The sequence below is a fragment of the Gilvibacter sp. CC01 genome (assembly GCF_055755295.1).
In genome coordinates this window covers 2,017,229-2,036,407 of the sequence record NZ_CM146909.1, presented here as the reverse complement: position 1 = coordinate 2,036,407, position 19,179 = coordinate 2,017,229, and the positions used below count along the sequence as shown (strand labels likewise).

Here is a 19,179-nt window from a genome sequence, read left to right as displayed (position 1 = left end):
CAATTATCTTTTTAAGGTAAAGTGTCCTCTAAATTCTTTTTCAACTTCGTCTTCCTCATAGATCACCTGGAACCAGTAGTCGCTAGATGGCATCGGGTTTCCGTTGTAGGTTCCATCCCAGCCTGGACCTAGTGGACTCAGCTGCTTGAGCAGTTTTCCAAATCTGTCAAATATATAAATTTTTGCCTTAGGGTTACTGGCGATTCCTATGATGTTCCATGTGTCATGAAAGCCGTCCTGGTTCGGGGTGAAAAACAGCGGATAGTCGATCACTCCTACCGGGATACTCACGCTTCCACATCCGTTCTGATCCACTATGGTCACAATGTGATCTCCCGGACTCACATTGGTGAACAGTCCGCTCTCTTGCAGTGGTCCGTCATCCAACTGGAAGAAGTACACACCCAGTCCTGAAGCCTCCGCTTGGATCTGATGATCGTCTGCAAAGGCACTAGTGATCACCTCGGCACTGAATGTGGTCGGTGGCGAGGATACCGTCACCGTAGTCGAGGCCTCGGCACTACATCCTAGACCACTGGTGGTCTCCGTTGCAATAACCGTATAAGTTCCTCCTGCTCTGGCCACAATGCTCGAAGTGGTCTCTGGCAATGGATTGCCGTTTAAGAACCACTCAAAGGTGTAGTCCAGATCACTCAAACCTGTGTTGATTACCGGTGGAGAGGCTTCGCCCGATTCGTTCTGGATCGGATTGCCAAACTCATCCACACACAATCTATAACTATCCTCCAAGGTGATCACCGGTAGTGGTGATACCTCTAGGGTGAGTGTAGTGATCGCAAAACAGCCCGTGTCCGTATTGGTCACTCGGGCCCAGATCACCTGTGGGTTCTCTGTGTTGATATAGCTGTCCGGTAGTGCATTGTCGCCCGTAGTGGCGTCTGCATCACTAGCGTGGTAGCTAACCACATAGATCACTGGATCTTGTCCGCCCAGTATCTCTGCATCTTGGGTAGAGAGGGTAAACTCCCCGATGCCGTCCGTGCCGTCGCCTACATTATCACAGATGCGATACACTGCTGCCGGCGGCGTGGCCGTGGCACCTTCTCTAACCTCGATGTTAAAGCTCTGTGTGGCCGAGTAACAGCCCGTTACCGTATTGGTGATGCGCACATAGATCGGCTGTGGGTTGGTCACATTCACAAAGGCCTCTGGCGTGGCAATGGCGTTGATGCCTGCATCGGCATCGGCCTCCACCTCGTGGAAGGTAACCTCCAAGTCTGTAGGATCTTGTCCACCTAGAATCTCTGGGATCTTCGTGTTTAGATCAAAGGTCGCTACTCCGTCGGTAGCTACCTCACAGATGATATAATCACTCACTTCCGGAGCCTCCGGTAGTGGGTGTACTATAATCGGCAGGGCTACCAAGGTAAAGCAGCCTGTAGTATCGTTGGTAATGCGTACCCAGATGATCTGTGGTGTCTCTATATTGCTGTAGGCCGTCGGATCGGCTATGGCCAAGAGTGGATCGCCCGTCTGTGCATCGGCCTCAGTTTCATAATAACTCGCCGATACGCCTGGCTCTCCACCTATGATCTCTGCCTCTCTTTGGGTTAGGTCTATAACCTCTATCCCATCGCCTACCGTAACCTCGTCACACACCTCTATCGGATCTGGATCCGTGTTCGGTGATGGGTTAGGCAATACTCTAATCGTTAAGGTCGTGAACGACACACAGCCCGTGTCCCCGTCCGTTACTCTTACCCAGATCGTCTGTGGGTTCACCGTGTTGGTGTAGTCCGTAGCCGGATCAATGGCGTTGGTATCGTCTTGAGCGTCCATCTCTGTGGTGTAGTACTGTACCAGTAAGCCTGGGGCACCTAGGGTAATGTCGTCTTCTGCCTGAGTCAGATCAAAGCTCGCAAAACCGTCTGCCGTCTCGTCGTCACAACGCTCCAGAGCATCCAGATCGCCTGGCGCTGCAATAAGCGGTGGCAAGCTCACAATCAGCTCAAAGCTGCCCACACTCGCGCAGCCCGTCACTGGGTCAAATAAGCGTACCCAGATCGTCTGCGGGTTGGTCGTGTTCACAAAGGCCGATGGCGTTACTATTGGCATCACTCCGGCCAAGGCGTCTGCCTCGCTTAGGTGATAAGTAAGATCTAGCGTCGCTGGGTCTTGGCTGCCGTAGATCTCCGGATCTTTGGTGGTTAGATCAAACACCGCTATGCCGTCATCGTCGTCGTCACAGATCACATAGTCTTCGATCTCTAAAGGTAGCTCCGGGGAGTTCAATACAATAAGCTCCAACTCTACAATGGTAAAGCAGCCCGTCAGGGTGTTCTCCACTCTGGCGTAGACGATCTGGCTGTAGGCCACTATGTTCGCATAAGGCGATACTAGTGGGAACAGATCGGCCTGGGCGTCTGCCAAGGTCTCGTGGTAGCTCACCACTACATCCGGCTCCCCGTTAATGATCTCTACATCTCTATCGGTGAGTATAAAATTGTCTACAAAACCGTCGTTGTCCTCATCACAGATCTCTATTGGAGTAGGATCTGGCGTTGGACTCGGTTGTGGGTTTACACGTAAGTCTAAGGTAACCACATCGCTTACAAAACAGCCCGTGTCTGGATCCTCTACCCGTACGTAGATCGTCTGTGGATTGCTCGTGTTGGTATAAGGACTCGTAAGTGGGTTGTCTCCCGTGTCTGCATCTGCAGCAGTCTCGTGGTAGGTCACTATCAATGAAGTGTCCCCTCCTGTGATCTCTGGAGTAGCCAACTCCAAGTCAAACTCCTCGACCTCGTCGCCCGGATTATTTACATCACAAAGCTCCAAAGGCGCCGGTGGGAAAACCTCCGGTGGAAAGTTTACTATCAGCTCCAGAGTGGTTGTGGAAGTACACAGGTTCGTGTTGTCGGTAACCAATACAAAGACCGTCTGTGGATTGGTCAAGTTCGTATAGGCCGTAGCAGGAGCGATCAGCGACGTGAAGGCCGCATCCTCATAGTATTCTACCGTATAGTCCGCAGGGTCCAAACCGTCCAAGATCTCTGGGTCTTTAACCGTTAAATCAAACACCACTATCCCATCGTCATTGTCATCACAAGCCAATAAAGGCTCCGGGTCTAAGATCTGAGGCGTGTCTAGAACTATTAGTTGGAGTTCTACCACAACAAAACAATCTTCTACCAAAGGAGTCTCCACTCGGGCATAGATGGTCTGGGTTCCAAATACGATATTGTTGTAAGGACTTGAAAGTGGAAGCAATCCGCTTTCTGCGTTCGCCTCTGTTTCGTGATAGGTCACCGTAAGTGTTGGGTCGCCACCTGTAATTTCTAAGGTTGCATCCTCTAGGTTGAATTCACCGAAACCGTCATTGTCAGGGTCGCAATATGTTAGTGGTTCTGGTGTCATCGCAGCATCAGGATTCACTACGATCAACTCCAAAGGTTGCACTCCGTAGCAACCCGTGGAAGAATCGTCTACACGAACGTAGATAATCTGTGGGTTCACCACATTAGTATAAATAGGCGGTAGTGGATCCACCCCTGCCTCCGCATCAGCATCACTGAAATAATACTGCACAGAATAGAACGGATTCCCATCAATGATCTCTAAGTTATTTACGGTAAGATCGAACTCTGTAAAGCCATCGATCACATCATCTTCACAAAGCGCATAAGGCGTAGGCACTGTAAAGAGTGGTCTGGCAATTACAAAAAGATCGAACTGTCCCAACTGCACACATTCTTCAGAATCTTCTGTACGCACATAAATGGTCTGTGGGTTGGTGACATTGTTATAAGCGTCTGCCGGTGTAATTGGCGCAGCTCCTACTGCAGCATCTCCAGGAGTAGTGTGATAAGTAATGGTAAGCCCTGTCGGGTCAGGAACCACTACGGTGTCGTATATAGTAAGATCAAAGGTGGTAGAACCGTCGGCTATTGGATCATCGCAAAGCTCAATACGGTCAAAAGTTCCAATATCTGTAGCAGGAAGCACTATTAGTTCCAACTCCGTAGTAGAGAAGCATCCGGTGATCGAATTCTCAATACGCGCAAAAACGATCTGCGGATTAGAAACGTTCGCATATGGAGAAACTAAGGCAGTAGCCGGATCTCCAACCTCAGCCTCTGCTAAGGTTAAATAGTAGTTCACAAAGACATCAGGTTGTCCACCAATAATGTCTGCATCGGCCAGAGTTAGGTCAAACAGAGCTACATCGTCCGCATCATTATCACAACGCTCTAATGGTGTTGGGGGGAAGGCAGTTGGTGGAGCGTAAACAATAAGTTCCATCGGTGTTGTATCGTGACAACCGGTAGTACTATCGTCAATTCTCGCATAGATGATCTGTGGGTTCGAAGTATTGGTAAAAGGAGAAACCAATGCTCCTGTTGCTGCATCGGCATCAGCCTCTGTTAAATAATAAGTCACACTTAGCGTAGGATCTCCCCCAGTGATCTCTGGATCCTTTACCGTGAGGTCAAAGGGAGCAAAACCGTCTAGGACAGCATCGTCACAAATTCCCAAAGGTGTGGGCGGTGTAAAAATAGGGAGTGGTAGTACTTCCAGATCAAAGAGACCTATGGTCACACAACCGTCTGAGTTAACCACACGCACATAGATGGTCTGTGGATTTGAGGTGTTCGTATATGCATCTGCAGGAGTGATTACAGGGGTTCCTGCAGAGGCATCTGCAGCAGTCTCGTGATAAGTGATGTCTAGTCCTGTCGGATCCGCAGCGATCTCAAAATCCCAAAGGGTGAGATCAAAAACAGTGAAACCATCTGCTACATCATCATCACACAGCTGATAGGTTGGAAGCGGTGTGGCGAGAATCACGATAAGTTCCAATTCGGTAACATCATAACAGCCCGTAACTGCATTTTCAATTCTGGCATAGACGGTTTGAGGACTAGTAACGTTAGTATACGGACTTGGTAGCGCTGTGGCTGGATCTCCTGCTTCCGCTTCTGCCAAGGTGAAATAGTAGTTTACAAAGACCCCAGTTTGTCCACCAATGATATCAGCATCGGCCTGAGTAAGATCAAACTCATCGATCCCATCTGTGTCTGTATCACATTCCTTAAGCGAGACCGGTGGATTCGCAAATGGCGTGTCTAAGACAACCAGATCAAAAGACTCGATCACAAAACAGCCTGTGGCTGCCACTTCTATACGCGTCCAGATGGTCTGAGGGTTACTTATATTGGTATATAACAATGGCAAGGCCGGAGCACCGGCTTCTGCATCGGCCAAGGTTAAGTAATAACTTACGTTGAGTAAAGGATCGTCTGCCGTCATGGCCGTAGTCACTGTACTGAGATCGAATTCGGTGGAATCATCCAGGACGTCGTCATAGTCACAAAGCTCATAATTGACTGGTGGCGTGTAAACAGGTAACGGATTGATTATCAGATCGAATTGCCCAACTATGGAGCAACCGTCTGTGTTCTCCAATCGGACGTATATGGTCTGCGGATTGCTAACATTGGTGTAAGCATCTGCTGGCGTAATTGGCGAAGTAGCCGCGTCTGCATCTGCTAATGTCTCGTAATAATTGATGGTAAGATCAGTAGGATCTGCAGTGACTTGAGTATCCCAAGAAGTGAGATCGAAGACAAAAAAACCGTCGGTATCGTCATCACAGACCACAAAGTTGGGAATCGGATCTGTCAAAACAGGAGTATCGTAAACTATGAGTTCAAGCTCGACTATATTGAAACAACGTGTAATATCATTTTCCAATCGGGCATAAACCGTTTGCGGGTTAGAAATGTTAGTATAAGGGCTTGCCAAGGCTGCCCCTGCCCCTCCAGCTTCGGCATCTGCAGTATTCAAATAGTAACGTACACTAACACCAGTGGCACCATCAATGATCTGCGCATCGGCATCGGTTAAGGTAAAAGCGGCAAAACCGTCGTTGTCGTCATCACATATAGTAAGAGGGTCTGGAATACCCGGCACAGGCGCAGGGAAAAATTCTACCAAGACCTCATCAGAAACATTACAGCCAGAAGCAAAAATGGCTTCCAAACGATAAAGCCCTGGAGTGTCAATCACTATGGTTGGTAAAGTTGCACCAGGAATAGCATCGAACATTCCAGTGGCATCGTTAAAGATATACCACTGATAAGTTGCTCCTGGAGAACCTCCACCAGAACTCAAGGCTATGGTCTCGCCCTCGCAAGGTGCAGATCCGTCCGAGATCAAAATATCATCTCCTAAATTAATATCGATATCAAAACTACCTGCTTCTATAAATACAGCTGCATCGTAAAGGTCGTCTTGGTTGTCTGCAATAACGAGTTTGATGTTGTAGGGATCTCCGGGAGTTACCATTCCCATTGCGGTAAGTACCGTGGTTTGCCCATTAAAATCAATTGGAGCCGTGGTCTCGTCTGCAAAAGGCAAAAAGTTATATGTATCAAAATAGATTTCATTGACCGCGGCACATGCGCCAGGAACATCCGGTCTAATGTTGGTTACCTGAATAGGGATGGTCGTACCTGGCAAAACTGCCAGATTCTCTACCACACCGGTCGCCGTATTGGTTAAGATAAAGGCAAAGGAATCCGAAAAACTACATTCGAAACCTTGATTGTACTCCTCCGAAGCAAAAATAAAATCAAAAGCGATCTCCGGTATGGAAGGCACAAAGTCAAATTGGATGTAAGAAGCATTGTTAAGTTCTGCGAGTGGGATACCTAAAATAGCAGCTAAATCAGCATCTCCAGGCCAGCCACCAGCTCCTAGAATCTCATCGTTAGGGCCTTCTGCCTCCTCCGCAGACCCCGTAGTCAATATCACTCCTTCTGCAAATGGGAAACCACTCCCCTCTGCGTTGAAATAACCAATCCCATTCACATCTCCAAAATCGATCCCCGTACTTGAGGTATAGTTGGAACTCTCGGCACAAGGGCTGTCGATCAAAATATCTTCTACCAGCTCTTGAACCGTATAGGTGGTGGTGTCTACGTTGATAAATGGAGATAAAGGAATATCCGAAGGCAAAATACAGCTAATGGCAGCTTCCCAACCGGCTCCAAAGACCACTGCATTAGACTGAAATCGTATCGTTAAACAACCCGTTGTAGTGGCGGGGCTGGTATACACTGTGCCTGGGGAAGTTGGGCCACTAAAGGACCCTATAACTGTACTGGTCGTGTCTGGGCCGTCGTAAATGGTCATTACATCGCCTCCTGTCTCTGTAGCAAAGACACTAAAATCCAAGGTGATTGCCATCCCGGCAGTGTCCGGACAGAGTGTTATGGTAAAATCTTCACTGTTACCGTACGGAGCAGCTGTTCCACCGGAATCGACAAATGTTCCTGTGCAGGTGTTGAAAGTACCATCCTGCATCACAATGGTTTGCGAAAAACCATATAGCGTAGCCAGGAGGAAAAAGAGGGGAAATAAGAGCTTTTTCATCGCGTTGGTCGGTTGTTAGTTATAACGGCAGGCCTTGACCCTGAGGGTATAGGAGCCTTGCAAGTAACTGAGATATATTGACAATCGCAATAAAATCAGCCGCTAAAACGGGAAAAAAAGCTGAACATTCTTAAACCCACTTTTGCTTAACCGTTACGTATATAACAGTTTAAACACAAAAAACCCGAATTATTTAACATTCAAGTATTTCCTTAAAATTCCACGTTTCGATTTTAACTGTAAACCGATAGGTAAAATCTGCATGAAATCGGCATCGAATTAAGACTAAAAATTGAATTAGAAGTGTGGCATTTCGTAATTTTGCAAAAAAACAATTTCTGATGGAAACTCGTCGCGTTACAATAGAGCCAACTTCGCAACCCACTATTGTCAAATTTGTTACAGATACCTTTTTGACACAGTCGGAAAGTTTTGAATTTGCGAATATAGATCAGGCCGGACGTAGTCCTTTGGCTAAAGAGTTGTTTTTCTTGCCTTTTGTAAAGACCGTTTATGTTTCTCAGAACTTTGTGGCCATTGAACGCTACAACATTGTGGAGTGGGCCGATGTTCAGGACCAAGTAGCAGAGCAGATCGCCGCCTATCTAGATTCTGAAAAACCCGTGATCACTAAAGCAGAAGCTCCAAAGAATGTACCTGTTTCGGTCTATGCCGAGGTAACTCCAAACCCTTCGGTAATGAAGTTCGTAGCCAACAAGACCTTGGTTAACGACACTTACGAATTCAAGACCTTGGAATCGGCAAAGAATGCACCTTTGGCTTTGCGCTTGTTTCGTTTCCCCTTTGTGAAAGAGGTCTTTATGAGCGGGAATTATATTTCCATTATGAAACTCGAAGGAATCGAGTGGCAAGAAGTAACACAAGAATTGCGTGACTTCATAACCCAGTATGTTGCCCAAGGCAAGACCATTTTAGACGATGCGATCTTGACCGAGGAGCGCGAGACAGAAGAAAAGATCGTTCCCGTAAAACCACAAGAACTGGAAGGCATCTCTAAAGAGATCGTGGAGATCTTGGATGAGTATGTGAAGCCCGCAGTAGCAGGAGATGGCGGAAACATCGCTTTTGATTCTTATGACGCCAACACCAAAACCGTTAAGGTCATTCTGCAAGGAGCCTGCAGCGGTTGTCCTTCCAGCACCGTGACCTTAAAGAATGGTATCGAGACCATGTTGCGAGAAATGCTCCAAGGCAAGGTATCTTACGTGGAAGCCATTAACGGTTAAAAACCTCTTTTTTCGACCAAATACATCTCGTAAAAAATTTACGTTCTAGACTGCTTGGTTGGTTTGGGGTAGAACTACTTTTAGGCTGTAATCACTAAACAAAAAAGTTATGGCAGTTTTAAAAGTTATCGAGGTACTATCTAATTCCAACACCAGTTGGGAAGATGCAACCAAGAACGCTGTAAAACAAGCGGATAAAAGTGTGATGAACATTCGATCGGTATACGTGCAAGAGCAAAGTGCAATTGTAGACAAAGATGAGGTTACTGAGTTCCGAGTTAATGTTAAAATCACTTTCGAGGTCAAATAGACTTTGAAATTCGCTAAATTTATGCGCCAAAATCCTCGGGTTTTGGCGCATTTTAATTCTACCCATGTTCAAATCCTATCTCTTCTCTATCCTCGCTGCACTGATCTTGCTAGCATGCAATTCAAATCCTAATACTGTGGAAGATTTCGCCTATACCAACACTCTTGTCAATGAAACCAGTCCGTATTTGTTACAACACGCACACAACCCAGTGGATTGGTACGCTTGGAACGACTCTACTTTGGCCAAAGCTAAACGCGAGAACAAACTAATGTTGATCAGCGTAGGTTATGCCGCTTGTCATTGGTGTCATGTTATGGAGCGCGAGTCTTTTGAAGATACCGCCGTTGCAGCGGTGATGAATGCGAATTTCATAAATATAAAGGTAGACCGTGAGGAACGTCCAGACGTAGATCAGATCTATATGAATGCCATTCAGCTTATGAAAGGTCGCGGAGGTTGGCCTCTTAATGTTATTGCGCTTCCTGACGGACGTCCTGTATGGGCAGAGACCTATGTTCCAAAGGACGAGTGGAAACGAGCACTATCACAAATACAGACCTTATACGAAGACAGTCCAGAACGTTTGGTAGACTATGCGGCTCGCTTAGAAGCTGGGATAAAATCTTTAGATCTGGTAGAAATAAATCGCAATGAGGTTGATTTTTCTGCCCTGAAAACCGACAGTATAGTGGCTGCCTGGAGCAATCGCTTTGACGATAAGGACGGAGGTATAGCTCAAGCTCCTAAATTCATGATGCCTAACAATTATCACTTCTTATTGCGTTATGCAGTAGAATCTAAGGACAAGGAATTGTTGGATTTTGTGCAGCTGACACTTAAAAAAATGGCATTCGGTGGTGTTTATGACCATGTCGGTGGTGGTTTTGCCAGATATTCTACCGACATGCGCTGGCACATTCCGCACTTTGAAAAGATGTTGTACGATAATGGCCAACTGGTTAGCTTATACAGCGATGCTTATTTGGTAGACCCAAACCCGCTTTACAAGGAAGTGGTCTACGAAACTTTGCAATATGTGGCCGATGAGATGACACACGAGTCTGGAGCCTTTTATTCTTCTTTGGATGCCGATAGCAAAGGCCCTAATGGGGAACTGGAAGAAGGTGCTTACTATATCTATACCGAAGCAGAGATCGACTCTCTGATCACTGAGAAGCCAGCATTATTCAAAGAATATTACAGCATAAACAATTACGGTAAATGGGAAGAGGAAGATGCCTATGTACTGATAAGACAGCAAGCTGATACAGAATTTACGGCAGCCCATCAGCTAGATCAAAACACCTTAGACGCATTAAAATCAGTCTGGAAAAAAACCCTGCTCGATTATAGAAATACACGCCCGCACCCAGGTTTAGACGACAAGAGTCTTACCTCTTGGAACGGACTTATGCTGAAAGGTTATTTAGATGCCTATCGCGTGTTTAACGAACCGAAGTTTCTAGAGGCAGCAACAAAAAACGCGAACTTTATAAAGGACAAACAACTCAAGACCGATGGCGGTTTATGGCACAGCTTTAAGGATGGAAAAAGTACCATTAATGGCTACCTGGAAGATTATGCCAGTGTCATAGACGGTTTTATTGCCATGTACGAGACCACCTTTGATGAGCAGTGGTTGAATTTGGCCAAATCGCTCTTAGAGTACGCTCAAGAACATTTTGGCTATACGGATTCTCGCCTCTTCTATTTCACCTCAGACCAAGACGCACAATTGGTAAGCCGAAGCATTGAGTACCGAGACAATGTGATACCAGCTTCTAATTCTATTATGGCGCATAATTTATTGAAGTTAGGTCATTATTTTGACCAACCAGATTGGATCAAAGATGCCCAAACCATGTTGCACAATGTACTACCAGAAGTAGCTGCTTATCCGACTAGTTTTAGCAATTGGATGCAGCTGGGACGTAACTTTCAAAATGAGTTTTACGAATTGGTCGTAGTTGGACCGCAGGCTGAAGAAGTTTTGGCCGAGATCAACAAAACATACATCCCTAATAAAATGATTGCAGCCAGCACAACCGAGAGCGATGCTCCGCTGCTTAAAAATCGATTTATAGAAGGAGAGACTTTTGTTTACGTCTGTGTAAACAATACTTGTAAACTCCCTGTGAGAACTGCAGCAGAAGCCCTACCGCTAATGGGTTATTAACCCGGTTGAAAAGCCTTTAGATAATCGGGCTCAAAATAAGCCAGATCGGCAAAATCTCCAGCTTCGAATTTGGCCTGTGCCAAATCTATAAGTTCTTTTGCTGAGGGCAGCCTGTCGTTTATAAAATTAGCGTTCTTATGCGAGCAAATAGCTGAGAACTTCTCATTGGCTGTGCCAATAAAAGTAACAGGTCCAGCTTCCAAGATCTCAGTAAAACTTTGCTGGTCTAAAATTTGTGGTTGCACAGGAACCAGATTCTGATAGCTATTATCGTAAACAGCCGTGTAAGCTTCCATACGACGTGCATCTAACATGGCCACCAAATGGCCCTCATCTGCATCCAACTGGCGCACTAAGCTGTCTAAGGTGCCGATAGTTATAAGGGGAATATCTAAAGCAAAGCACAGGCCTTTGGCTGCCGAAACACCAATTCTAAGCCCCGTATATGAGCCAGGCCCAGCACTTACGGCTACGGCCTGGAGATCATTTTGGGTTAGACCTGCATCTTTTAAGATCTCGTCTATATAGACATGTAGTTTTTCTCCGTGAGAATACTTAGACCCGTAGTCTTCTTTGACTTGAACGGCTCCGCTTGAATTGACAACAGCCACCGAACAATTCGTGGTGGCTGTCTCTAATGCCAGGATTACTGCCATAATACTATTCTTCTATTTCTTCCGCTGGTGCTTCTGATTCTTCTTTTATTGCGTCACCGCATTTAAGCAATTTGGTAACGGTATTGTACGGCCCAGTGACCACAACGTCTCCTTCTTGAAGACCAGAGATGATCTCAATATTGGAATCGTCTTGGATGCCAGTCTCGACTACGCGTAATTTTGCTTCTTCTCCAGCTTGCACGAACACGGTCTCAAACTTTTCCTGATCTCCGGATTCAGTTCTGCGCACAGCAGGACCTTTAGTACAAGTCGTATCGGTTTTAACTACAATGGCACTGATAGGCACACCTATTGCTTTTTCTCGCTTGTTGGTAATAATGTCTACCGTTGCAGTCATTCCAGGGCGGAAAGGCGAATAGAATTCTGGTTTGCCTTCTAAAAGATCCTGATAAGAACTATCTAGAATGCGCACTTTTACTTTAAAGTTAGTCACCTGATCTGCGGTAAGTGTGCTTTCTGCGGAGTTAGCTATTTCTGTAACAATTCCTTTGAATTCGCGTTTCAGATAAGCATCTACCTCTACTATAGTTGAATCTCCAAGAGATACTTTTACAATATCGTTCTCATTTACGTCTACCTCAACTTCCATATTGGAAAGGTCGGCAACGCGCAAGATCTCCGTACCTGCCATTTGCGCAGTTCCCACTACGCGCTCTCCAAGTTCAGCATCTAGTTTAGAGATGGTTCCATCCATAGGAGCGTAAATGGTTGTTCTACCTAAGTTATCACGACTCTGCTTTACAGAAGCGGCAGCACTTTGCACATTGTAATATGCCGATTGCTTGTTGGCTTGCGCTACTTCGTATTCTTGCACAGAACGGTCCCAGTCTTGCTTAGAGATCACCCCTTTTTCAAAGAGTGATTTGTTTCTGTTGTAGTTCAACTCAGCATTCTTTAAACTCGCCTCCGCTTGTGATAGGTTAGCGCGAACACTCTGCAAACTCGCTTGCGATTGATTCAAGGCCGCCTGAATAAGGTCTGGATTGATTCGCAAAAGCAAATCACCCTTTTTGACCTGTTGGCCTTCTTTTACCAAGAGTTCAATGATCTCACCAGAGACTTCAGAAGAGATCATTACTTCCACCTCTGGTTGAATTTTCCCAGTAGCGGCAACCGTCTCTATAATGTCGATCGGCTCAATTTTTGTCAGTTCCACTTTGCGGTAATCTCCGTCACCGCCAATGGTTCCAGATTTACGCAGCATCACTAAGGCAATAAGCCCTACGACTACCAGTGCAACTATGATGATTAGTGTCTTTTTACTCATGGTTTAGAATTTTAACTCTGTTGCGGGGACCCCAAAATAAAGTTCAAGGACCTTTAGCCTAAAAATATAATCGTATTTAGAACGGTTCACTTCTATCAAGGCGTTGTCGTAACGCAATTTAGATTGACTGAAGTCGAACGCATTTGTAATTCCTACATCGTATCTGTCTTTAGCATACTGATATGCTAACTCTTGAGACTCCAGTGCTACTACTGCAGCTTCGTAAGCCTTTTTAGATCCTTCTGCGTCTACATATGCTTGATAGACATTAGACTCCAGGTCTAATTTAGCTTGCTCCAAAAGGAACTCTTGACGCTTTAAGTTCACCAAACGGCGCTTTACATTATTACGCGTAGAAAAGCCGTTAAAGATAGGAACATTCATTTGTACTCCATAAGAGATACCGTCATTTAGATACAACTGATCTATAAAGGAGCGCGGAGGTAGTTCCTGTAGTATCGTGTTCGGCACTACAGCAGACACGGTCTGTCCGGTCTCGTCCACAAAACCGATCTCTTGTATACGGGTCGGGTCATTGGGATCTACCGTTTGGGTAAAACGCGAAAGATCTGACTCACGAGTGTTGTAGTTAAAGAAGGCATTGATCGTTGGATAATAGCTACTTCTTGCGATCTGTAGATCTTTTTGGGCTAAGTCTACATTAGATTCTGCGATCTTGACTTCACTGCGATTCTCTGTAGCGGCTTGAAATATCTCCGAAGCAGTCTTTTCAATGATGCCTTCGTCTACTAGGTCATAGCCTTCGTCTTCGATATCAAAGCTAGCGTAATCGTCAATTAGAAGCAATTGTGCCAAACTGATCAAAGAAATCCTTACGGCGTTCTCTGCAACTACGATATTTTGCAATTCACCAGCATTGGTCGCTTGGATCTCGAGCAAATCTCCTTTAGGTAAAATTCCTCCGTCTACCAATTCCTGAGTCTGCGCTATGGATTGCTGCGTAACCAAATTCTGCGCTTTTAGCGCATTCACATTGGCTTTGTTGAGCAGGATTTGCAAATAACTGTTCGCAACAAGCAAGGAGATATCGTCCTTCATTCTAGAAAGGCCGTAATCTGCAGCTAGTTTTGCGATCTTGGCACGCTGCATTACACGCAGGTTTTGCAAACCGGCGAATACACGAACCCCCGCATTGACTCCTAAGGAGAAGTTACGAGAAGTCTGCGTCTCTAAGATACCGGTAGTAATATTTTGAGAAAGACCCGTGTTCCAGAAGTTAGATGCGTTACCGTTTAAGGTTGGCAAATAATTCCCAAAAGCGTCGATCTTATCAATCTCAGCATTCTCTATATCGAGCTCACTTTGCTTAACGGAAATGTTGTTTTCCAAAGCATAAGTTACACATTCTTTTAGGGTCCATTTTTTCTGACCAAAGGCCAGTGTGCTAACAAAAAGCGACAGGAACAGGACAACAAGCTGCTTCATAATAAGTGTGTGTATTGAATAAGTCTATGGATAGTCAAATGTGTTACACAAAGGTAACTAAATTAGCGGCCGCCAAACTGCGCCACCGGTTTGAGTTGATTCCAAACTTTAATTTTATCTTCTTTAGTGATTCCGGATTTAACCTCTACCTGAATGCCGTCGCTCACGCCCAGCTCCAGATCTCTGCGCTCAAATTCTTGATCGCCGATCTCTACTTCCACAAAAGGTTCTTGCGTTTTAGGATCGTATTGCACCAAGGCTTCTTTTACAGCCATTACGCTGTCTGCACGCGCCAATATGATCGATGCATTTGCACTTAGACCTGCTCTAATAAAGGTAGAATCGATCTTGGCCAAAGTTCCTTTGATCTCAAACTGAATGGCTCCGTTCTCTGCTACCCCTTTAGGAGCGATATAATCTAGTACGGCGTCAAATGTTGCGTTTTCAATAGCACCTACAGTGATCTCTAAGGGAAGATTCTCTTTGATCTTTCCAACTTCGCTTTCGTCTACCTTACCTTCAAAGATCATCTGCTCTACATCGGCCAAAGTGGCAATAGTAGTTCCGTCATTAAAGTTGTTGGCCTCGATCACTTGGTTTCCTGTTTTTACAGGAACGTCAAGTACCATGCCCGATACCGTAGCACGGATCTCGGTATTGGCCGCGGCTCCCAAACCGGCAGTTGTCCCGGTCTTGATGATGTCAAAATTCTGACGAGCCGCATTTACGTTCACCTGTTCTGCGCGGTAACGCTGTTCTGCTTGGTTGTAGGTAATTTGCGCATTGTCAAACTCATTGGCAGAGATCACTCCCTTGTCGAATAGGTTCTTTTGACGCTGATAAATGTTCTTTTGATTCTCAAAGGCCAATCGGGCTGCATCGAGTTGGGTCTGAGCCGAACGAATACTGTTTTGCGCACTGTTTAAAGCAGAGACATTAGGTACAACTTTGACCTTTGCGATGAGGTCTCCTGCTTTTACAAAATCGCCCGCCTCTACAAAGATCTCATCTATAATACCAGAGATATTCGGCTTAATAAGGACCTCCTCCTTAGGTACTATGCTCCCAGTAGCTACTGTTTTTTTAACGATACTGGCCGTTGTGGCTTGCTCGGTCTTATAAACAACAGGATCTTCTTTATCCTTCAAATAGATATAGCGGATTCCGAATATAAATCCGACCAATATCAGTCCGAGTACAATGATGGTTCCTTTTCGTTTCATGATTTTTGAATTAATGTCTTGGTATTACGGTTATTCAATGCGCAAGGCATCTACTGGTTTCATTTGTGTGGCACGAGTTGCTGGGATCAATCCAGCCAAAAGTCCGGAGATGATCAGTATACTCAATGCGATTATTATAACGCCTATCCCAACACTAGGGTTGGCAAAATTTTCTACAGGACCCACATTATCCAGCACGGTATTCATGATCCAGATGATACCAGAGGCAAATGAAATTCCCACCATCCCAGAAATTATAGTAAGCACTAGCGACTCTTGCAGTACTTGCGAACGAATGTTCCAAGGCGAAGCACCAAGTGCACGACGTACCCCTATTTCCTTGGTACGCTCTTTTACAACGATAAGCATGATATTACTGATCCCGATAACGCCAGAAAGCAAGACCAAAGCTCCCACAAAGTATCCAACTACTGTTAGGATATTGAACAAACCGGTGACCTTTGCAAACTCCTCGGCCAGATCAAAATGGCCAATAGCACGTTTGTCATCTGGGTGTACTGTACGCAGTTCTCGCATTAAAGTCATTATACGAGGCTTCACAGAGGTAATGCTTACATCGTCATGTGCCGTAATGGCCATCCAACCTACATTATCAGCTCTATTGAAAGCCTGCGAAAAAGTGGTAAAAGGAATATAGATGGTATTGGCTTCTTGCTCGTTGTCGCCTTGTGAGTTGGCATTCTTAAAGGTTCCCACTACCAAAAAGTTGATTCCGCTTATCTTGATATAACTGCCAATAACCTCTTCTCCTTTGTCGTATAAGGTTCTTATCACATCTTGACCAATGACTGCTATCTTGCGTTTGTCTTCTATGTCTGAATAGCTCAAAAAGCGTCCTTCCATAATGTCTAAAGGCTGCTGATTGATGAACTCCGGATAGTCTCCATAGACATCAAAAGCTCCTGTTTTTTCGTTGCGGGTAACATTGTTGGACCCTCTGAAACCACCTAATTGGTTTCTTGGAGATACGTATTTGAGTTCTGGGATCTGTTCTTTTAAGGCCTGAACATCGCTCAGCTTAAAATTGAAATATCGCCCTTTGGGCAAACCTTTGTAAGGCATAGAGGTTCCTTGAGACCACATGAAGATCGAGTTTGTGGCAAAGTTCCCAAAGTCTGCCTGGACTCCGTTCTTAAGTCCGTTGGTCAAAGCCAAGAGCAAGACCAAGATAAAGATCCCCCAGAATACACCGAAAGCCGTTAAAAAGGTTCGGAATCGGTTGGCATTTAAAGCCTCTAATATTTCGCTCCAACGATCTCTGTTAAACATCTTATTCGTCTCTTAGGGCTTCTATTGGTTTAATATTGGCAGCGCGTCTGGCAGGAATAAAACCGGCCAGGGCTCCAGCGGCGATAAGCACAAAAACTGTAGTGATAGAGGTGTTGAAATCCACCTGCGGGGACTTGATAAAATCGGTCTCCGCATAAGGAGCGACAGCCTCCAAAAGGCCTACGCCAGCAAACAAGCCGATAAAACCTGCAATTGCAGTGATAAAGATCGCCTCTTGCATGATCATTCCAATGATAGAGCTTGGCAAAGCCCCTATCGCCTTACGGATTCCGATCTCTTTAGTACGTTCTTTTACCACAATGAGCATGATATTACTCACCCCTACAACTCCAGCAATTATGGTTCCAATTCCGATAAACCAGAACACAGCTCTAATGGTATCGATAAGACCGTAGATCTTTTTTGCTTCTTCTAAAGTGTTGAAAACACGAACAGCGCTACGATCGTCCGGGGCCACGCTGTGTTTGGTCTTTAAATCAGACTCCAAACCTTCTGCCATTGCGGTCGATAAGGCGACGGCTTCGTCAAAGTTCTCGGACATTTTCACGGTGTAGGCAATAGAGCGTATTCGATCTCCTGCATTAAACACCCCTTGGGCCGTGGTAATAGGAATAAACACTCGGTTCTCTTCACGAGCGCCTCCCGGATCGGTAAAAACTCCAACCACTAAAAAGTTGATCCCAAAGATCTTTATTTGTTTCCCAACGGCTTCTTCCCCTTTAAAAAGATCCATTTGAATCTGGTTTCCAATGACGGCTACTTTGGCAACTTCGTCTAGGTCACTCTTGTTGATAAAGCGACCGGAGACCATACTTTCATTCTCAATGAACTGCTGATCAGGATCGGAACCTTCAATACGGTAGTTACCCGACTCCTTGCCATAGGTCACCTGACCTCCCCATAAGGAATACAACGAAGTGCGGTATTCTATCTGATCTTCGTATTTCTGATTGAGTGTTTGGTAATCTTCGTTCCGCAACTGTACATAGCGACCAGGATTTAAACCTTTATACTCCTTGCTTGTCACTCCTGTCCAAATAGAGATACGATTGGTGGCATCTTCTTCAAAAGCTTCACGAACACCGTTGGAGATCCCAGAATTGAATCCCAACAGAATAACCAAAATAAAAATCCCAGAGGCTACAGATAGCCCCGTAAGGAAAGTTCGCAATTTGTTCTTGCGAATGGTTTCGAATATTTCTTCCCAGCGCTCTAGATTAAACATGAGCCGGAGATTTGGCGCGCACCTGTTCTACGCGTTGATCGTCTACTATCTTCCCGTCCTTAAGATGAACGATTCGCTTACACATATGTGCAATGTCCTCTTCGTGAGTAACCACAAGTATGGTCTTGCCTTCGTCATTAATGGCCTGGATAAGTTCCATTACCTCGTAAGAAGTCTTGGTATCTAAAGCTCCTGTAGGCTCATCCGCTAATAGTACTTTAGGATCGCTGGCTAGCGCTCTGGCAATGGCCACACGCTGCTTTTGCCCTCCACTGAGTTCGCTAGGTAGGTGCGTAGCCCAATCGGCCAGCCCAACCTTTTCCAGATAGTGCATGGCTTTTTCCGTGCGTACGGAACGCTTCACACCCTGATAATACAAGGGCATAGAGACATTGTCTAAGGCGCTTTTATATGTGATAAGGTTAAAACTCTGGAAGATGAATCCTAAAAATTCATTGCGATAACGCGCAGCTACCTTCTCATTCAAGTTCTTGATGGGCACATTGTCGAGATCGTAAGAACCTTGATCTGCCTCATCGAGCATACCCAAAATATTCAGGAATGTAGATTTTCCAGATCCGGAGGAGCCCATAATGGCTATCATCTCCCCTTCTTTCGCTTCGAAATTGATTCCCTTGAGTACATGCAAGGAATTGCTGCCCATGTGATAGGACTTATGTAGATCTTTGATGGCTATCATATCATTGCACCTTAAGGTGTTTTTAATGAAGCCGCCTTGTTGTTGGTTACTTGACGGTCTTGGTAAATAGACCGCTAAATAAGACTTTTGTTACAGGGGAGAATATTAAGGTCTTGTTAATTTTTGCTCTCCTGCACTTTTCTCCTACTTCGATATATAGCGTAACCTAGCCCTGCCATTAAAATATAGGGAATGG

General features: G+C 45.4%; 11 protein-coding genes. 3 read left to right on the top strand and 8 right to left on the bottom strand.

Annotated features, from left to right (window positions below):
- Positions 1 to 3: 3 nt before the first annotated feature.
- Positions 4 to 7,398, bottom strand: coding sequence for a choice-of-anchor L domain-containing protein (locus tag AC0J2F_RS09535; protein WP_473007449.1), 7,395 nt, complete (start codon positions 7,396 to 7,398; stop codon positions 4 to 6).
- A gap of 341 nt (positions 7,399 to 7,739) precedes the next feature.
- On the opposite strand from AC0J2F_RS09535, the gene AC0J2F_RS09530 reads away from it, so the two are divergent.
- The 3 genes from AC0J2F_RS09530 to AC0J2F_RS09520 all read left to right on the top strand — a co-directional run bounded on the left by AC0J2F_RS09530 (position 7,740) and on the right by AC0J2F_RS09520 (position 11,134).
- On the top strand, positions 7,740 to 8,645 hold the full coding sequence (locus AC0J2F_RS09530; protein ID WP_473007448.1) for a NifU family protein: 906 nt from the start codon (positions 7,740 to 7,742) through the stop codon (positions 8,643 to 8,645).
- 109 nt (positions 8,646 to 8,754) lie between these two features.
- Positions 8,755 to 8,955, top strand: a complete 201-nt coding sequence (locus AC0J2F_RS09525; protein WP_473007447.1) for a dodecin family protein — start codon at positions 8,755 to 8,757, stop codon at positions 8,953 to 8,955.
- Between the two features lie 64 nt (positions 8,956 to 9,019).
- Positions 9,020 to 11,134, top strand: a complete 2,115-nt coding sequence (locus tag AC0J2F_RS09520) for a thioredoxin domain-containing protein (protein ID WP_473007446.1) — start codon at positions 9,020 to 9,022, stop codon at positions 11,132 to 11,134.
- Here the strand turns inward: AC0J2F_RS09520 and tsaB are convergent.
- The 7 genes from tsaB to AC0J2F_RS09485 form a co-directional block, all read right to left on the bottom strand.
- Entirely contained in the window at positions 11,131 to 11,790 is a 660-nt protein-coding gene (tsaB, locus tag AC0J2F_RS09515) for a tRNA (adenosine(37)-N6)-threonylcarbamoyltransferase complex dimerization subunit type 1 TsaB (protein WP_473007445.1), read from the bottom strand. The genes AC0J2F_RS09520 and tsaB overlap by 4 nt on opposite strands.
- Before the next feature lie 4 nt (positions 11,791 to 11,794).
- Entirely contained in the window at positions 11,795 to 13,078 is a 1,284-nt protein-coding gene (locus tag AC0J2F_RS09510; protein WP_473007444.1) for an efflux RND transporter periplasmic adaptor subunit, read from the bottom strand.
- A gap of 3 nt (positions 13,079 to 13,081) precedes the next feature.
- Positions 13,082 to 14,524 carry a TolC family protein gene (locus AC0J2F_RS09505; RefSeq protein ID WP_473007443.1) on the bottom strand — a complete coding sequence of 481 codons (1,443 nt, stop codon included), beginning with the start codon at positions 14,522 to 14,524 and terminating at the stop codon, positions 13,082 to 13,084.
- 62 nt (positions 14,525 to 14,586) lie between these two features.
- Positions 14,587 to 15,747, bottom strand: a complete 1,161-nt coding sequence (locus AC0J2F_RS09500) for an efflux RND transporter periplasmic adaptor subunit (RefSeq protein WP_473007442.1) — start codon at positions 15,745 to 15,747, stop codon at positions 14,587 to 14,589.
- Between the two features lie 30 nt (positions 15,748 to 15,777).
- Positions 15,778 to 17,037 carry an ABC transporter permease gene (locus AC0J2F_RS09495; RefSeq protein WP_473007441.1) on the bottom strand — a complete coding sequence of 420 codons (1,260 nt, stop codon included), beginning with the start codon at positions 17,035 to 17,037 and terminating at the stop codon, positions 15,778 to 15,780.
- A 1-nt stretch (position 17,038) separates the two neighbouring features.
- Complete coding sequence (locus tag AC0J2F_RS09490; RefSeq protein ID WP_473007440.1) at positions 17,039 to 18,283, bottom strand: ABC transporter permease; 1,245 nt, start codon at positions 18,281 to 18,283, stop codon at positions 17,039 to 17,041.
- Positions 18,276 to 18,983 (bottom strand): ABC transporter ATP-binding protein, encoded by a 708-nt coding sequence (locus tag AC0J2F_RS09485; protein ID WP_473007439.1) that lies wholly within the window; start codon positions 18,981 to 18,983, stop codon positions 18,276 to 18,278. Before AC0J2F_RS09485 ends, AC0J2F_RS09490 begins: the two co-directional genes overlap by 8 nt.
- Between the last annotated feature and the right edge of the window lie 196 nt (positions 18,984 to 19,179).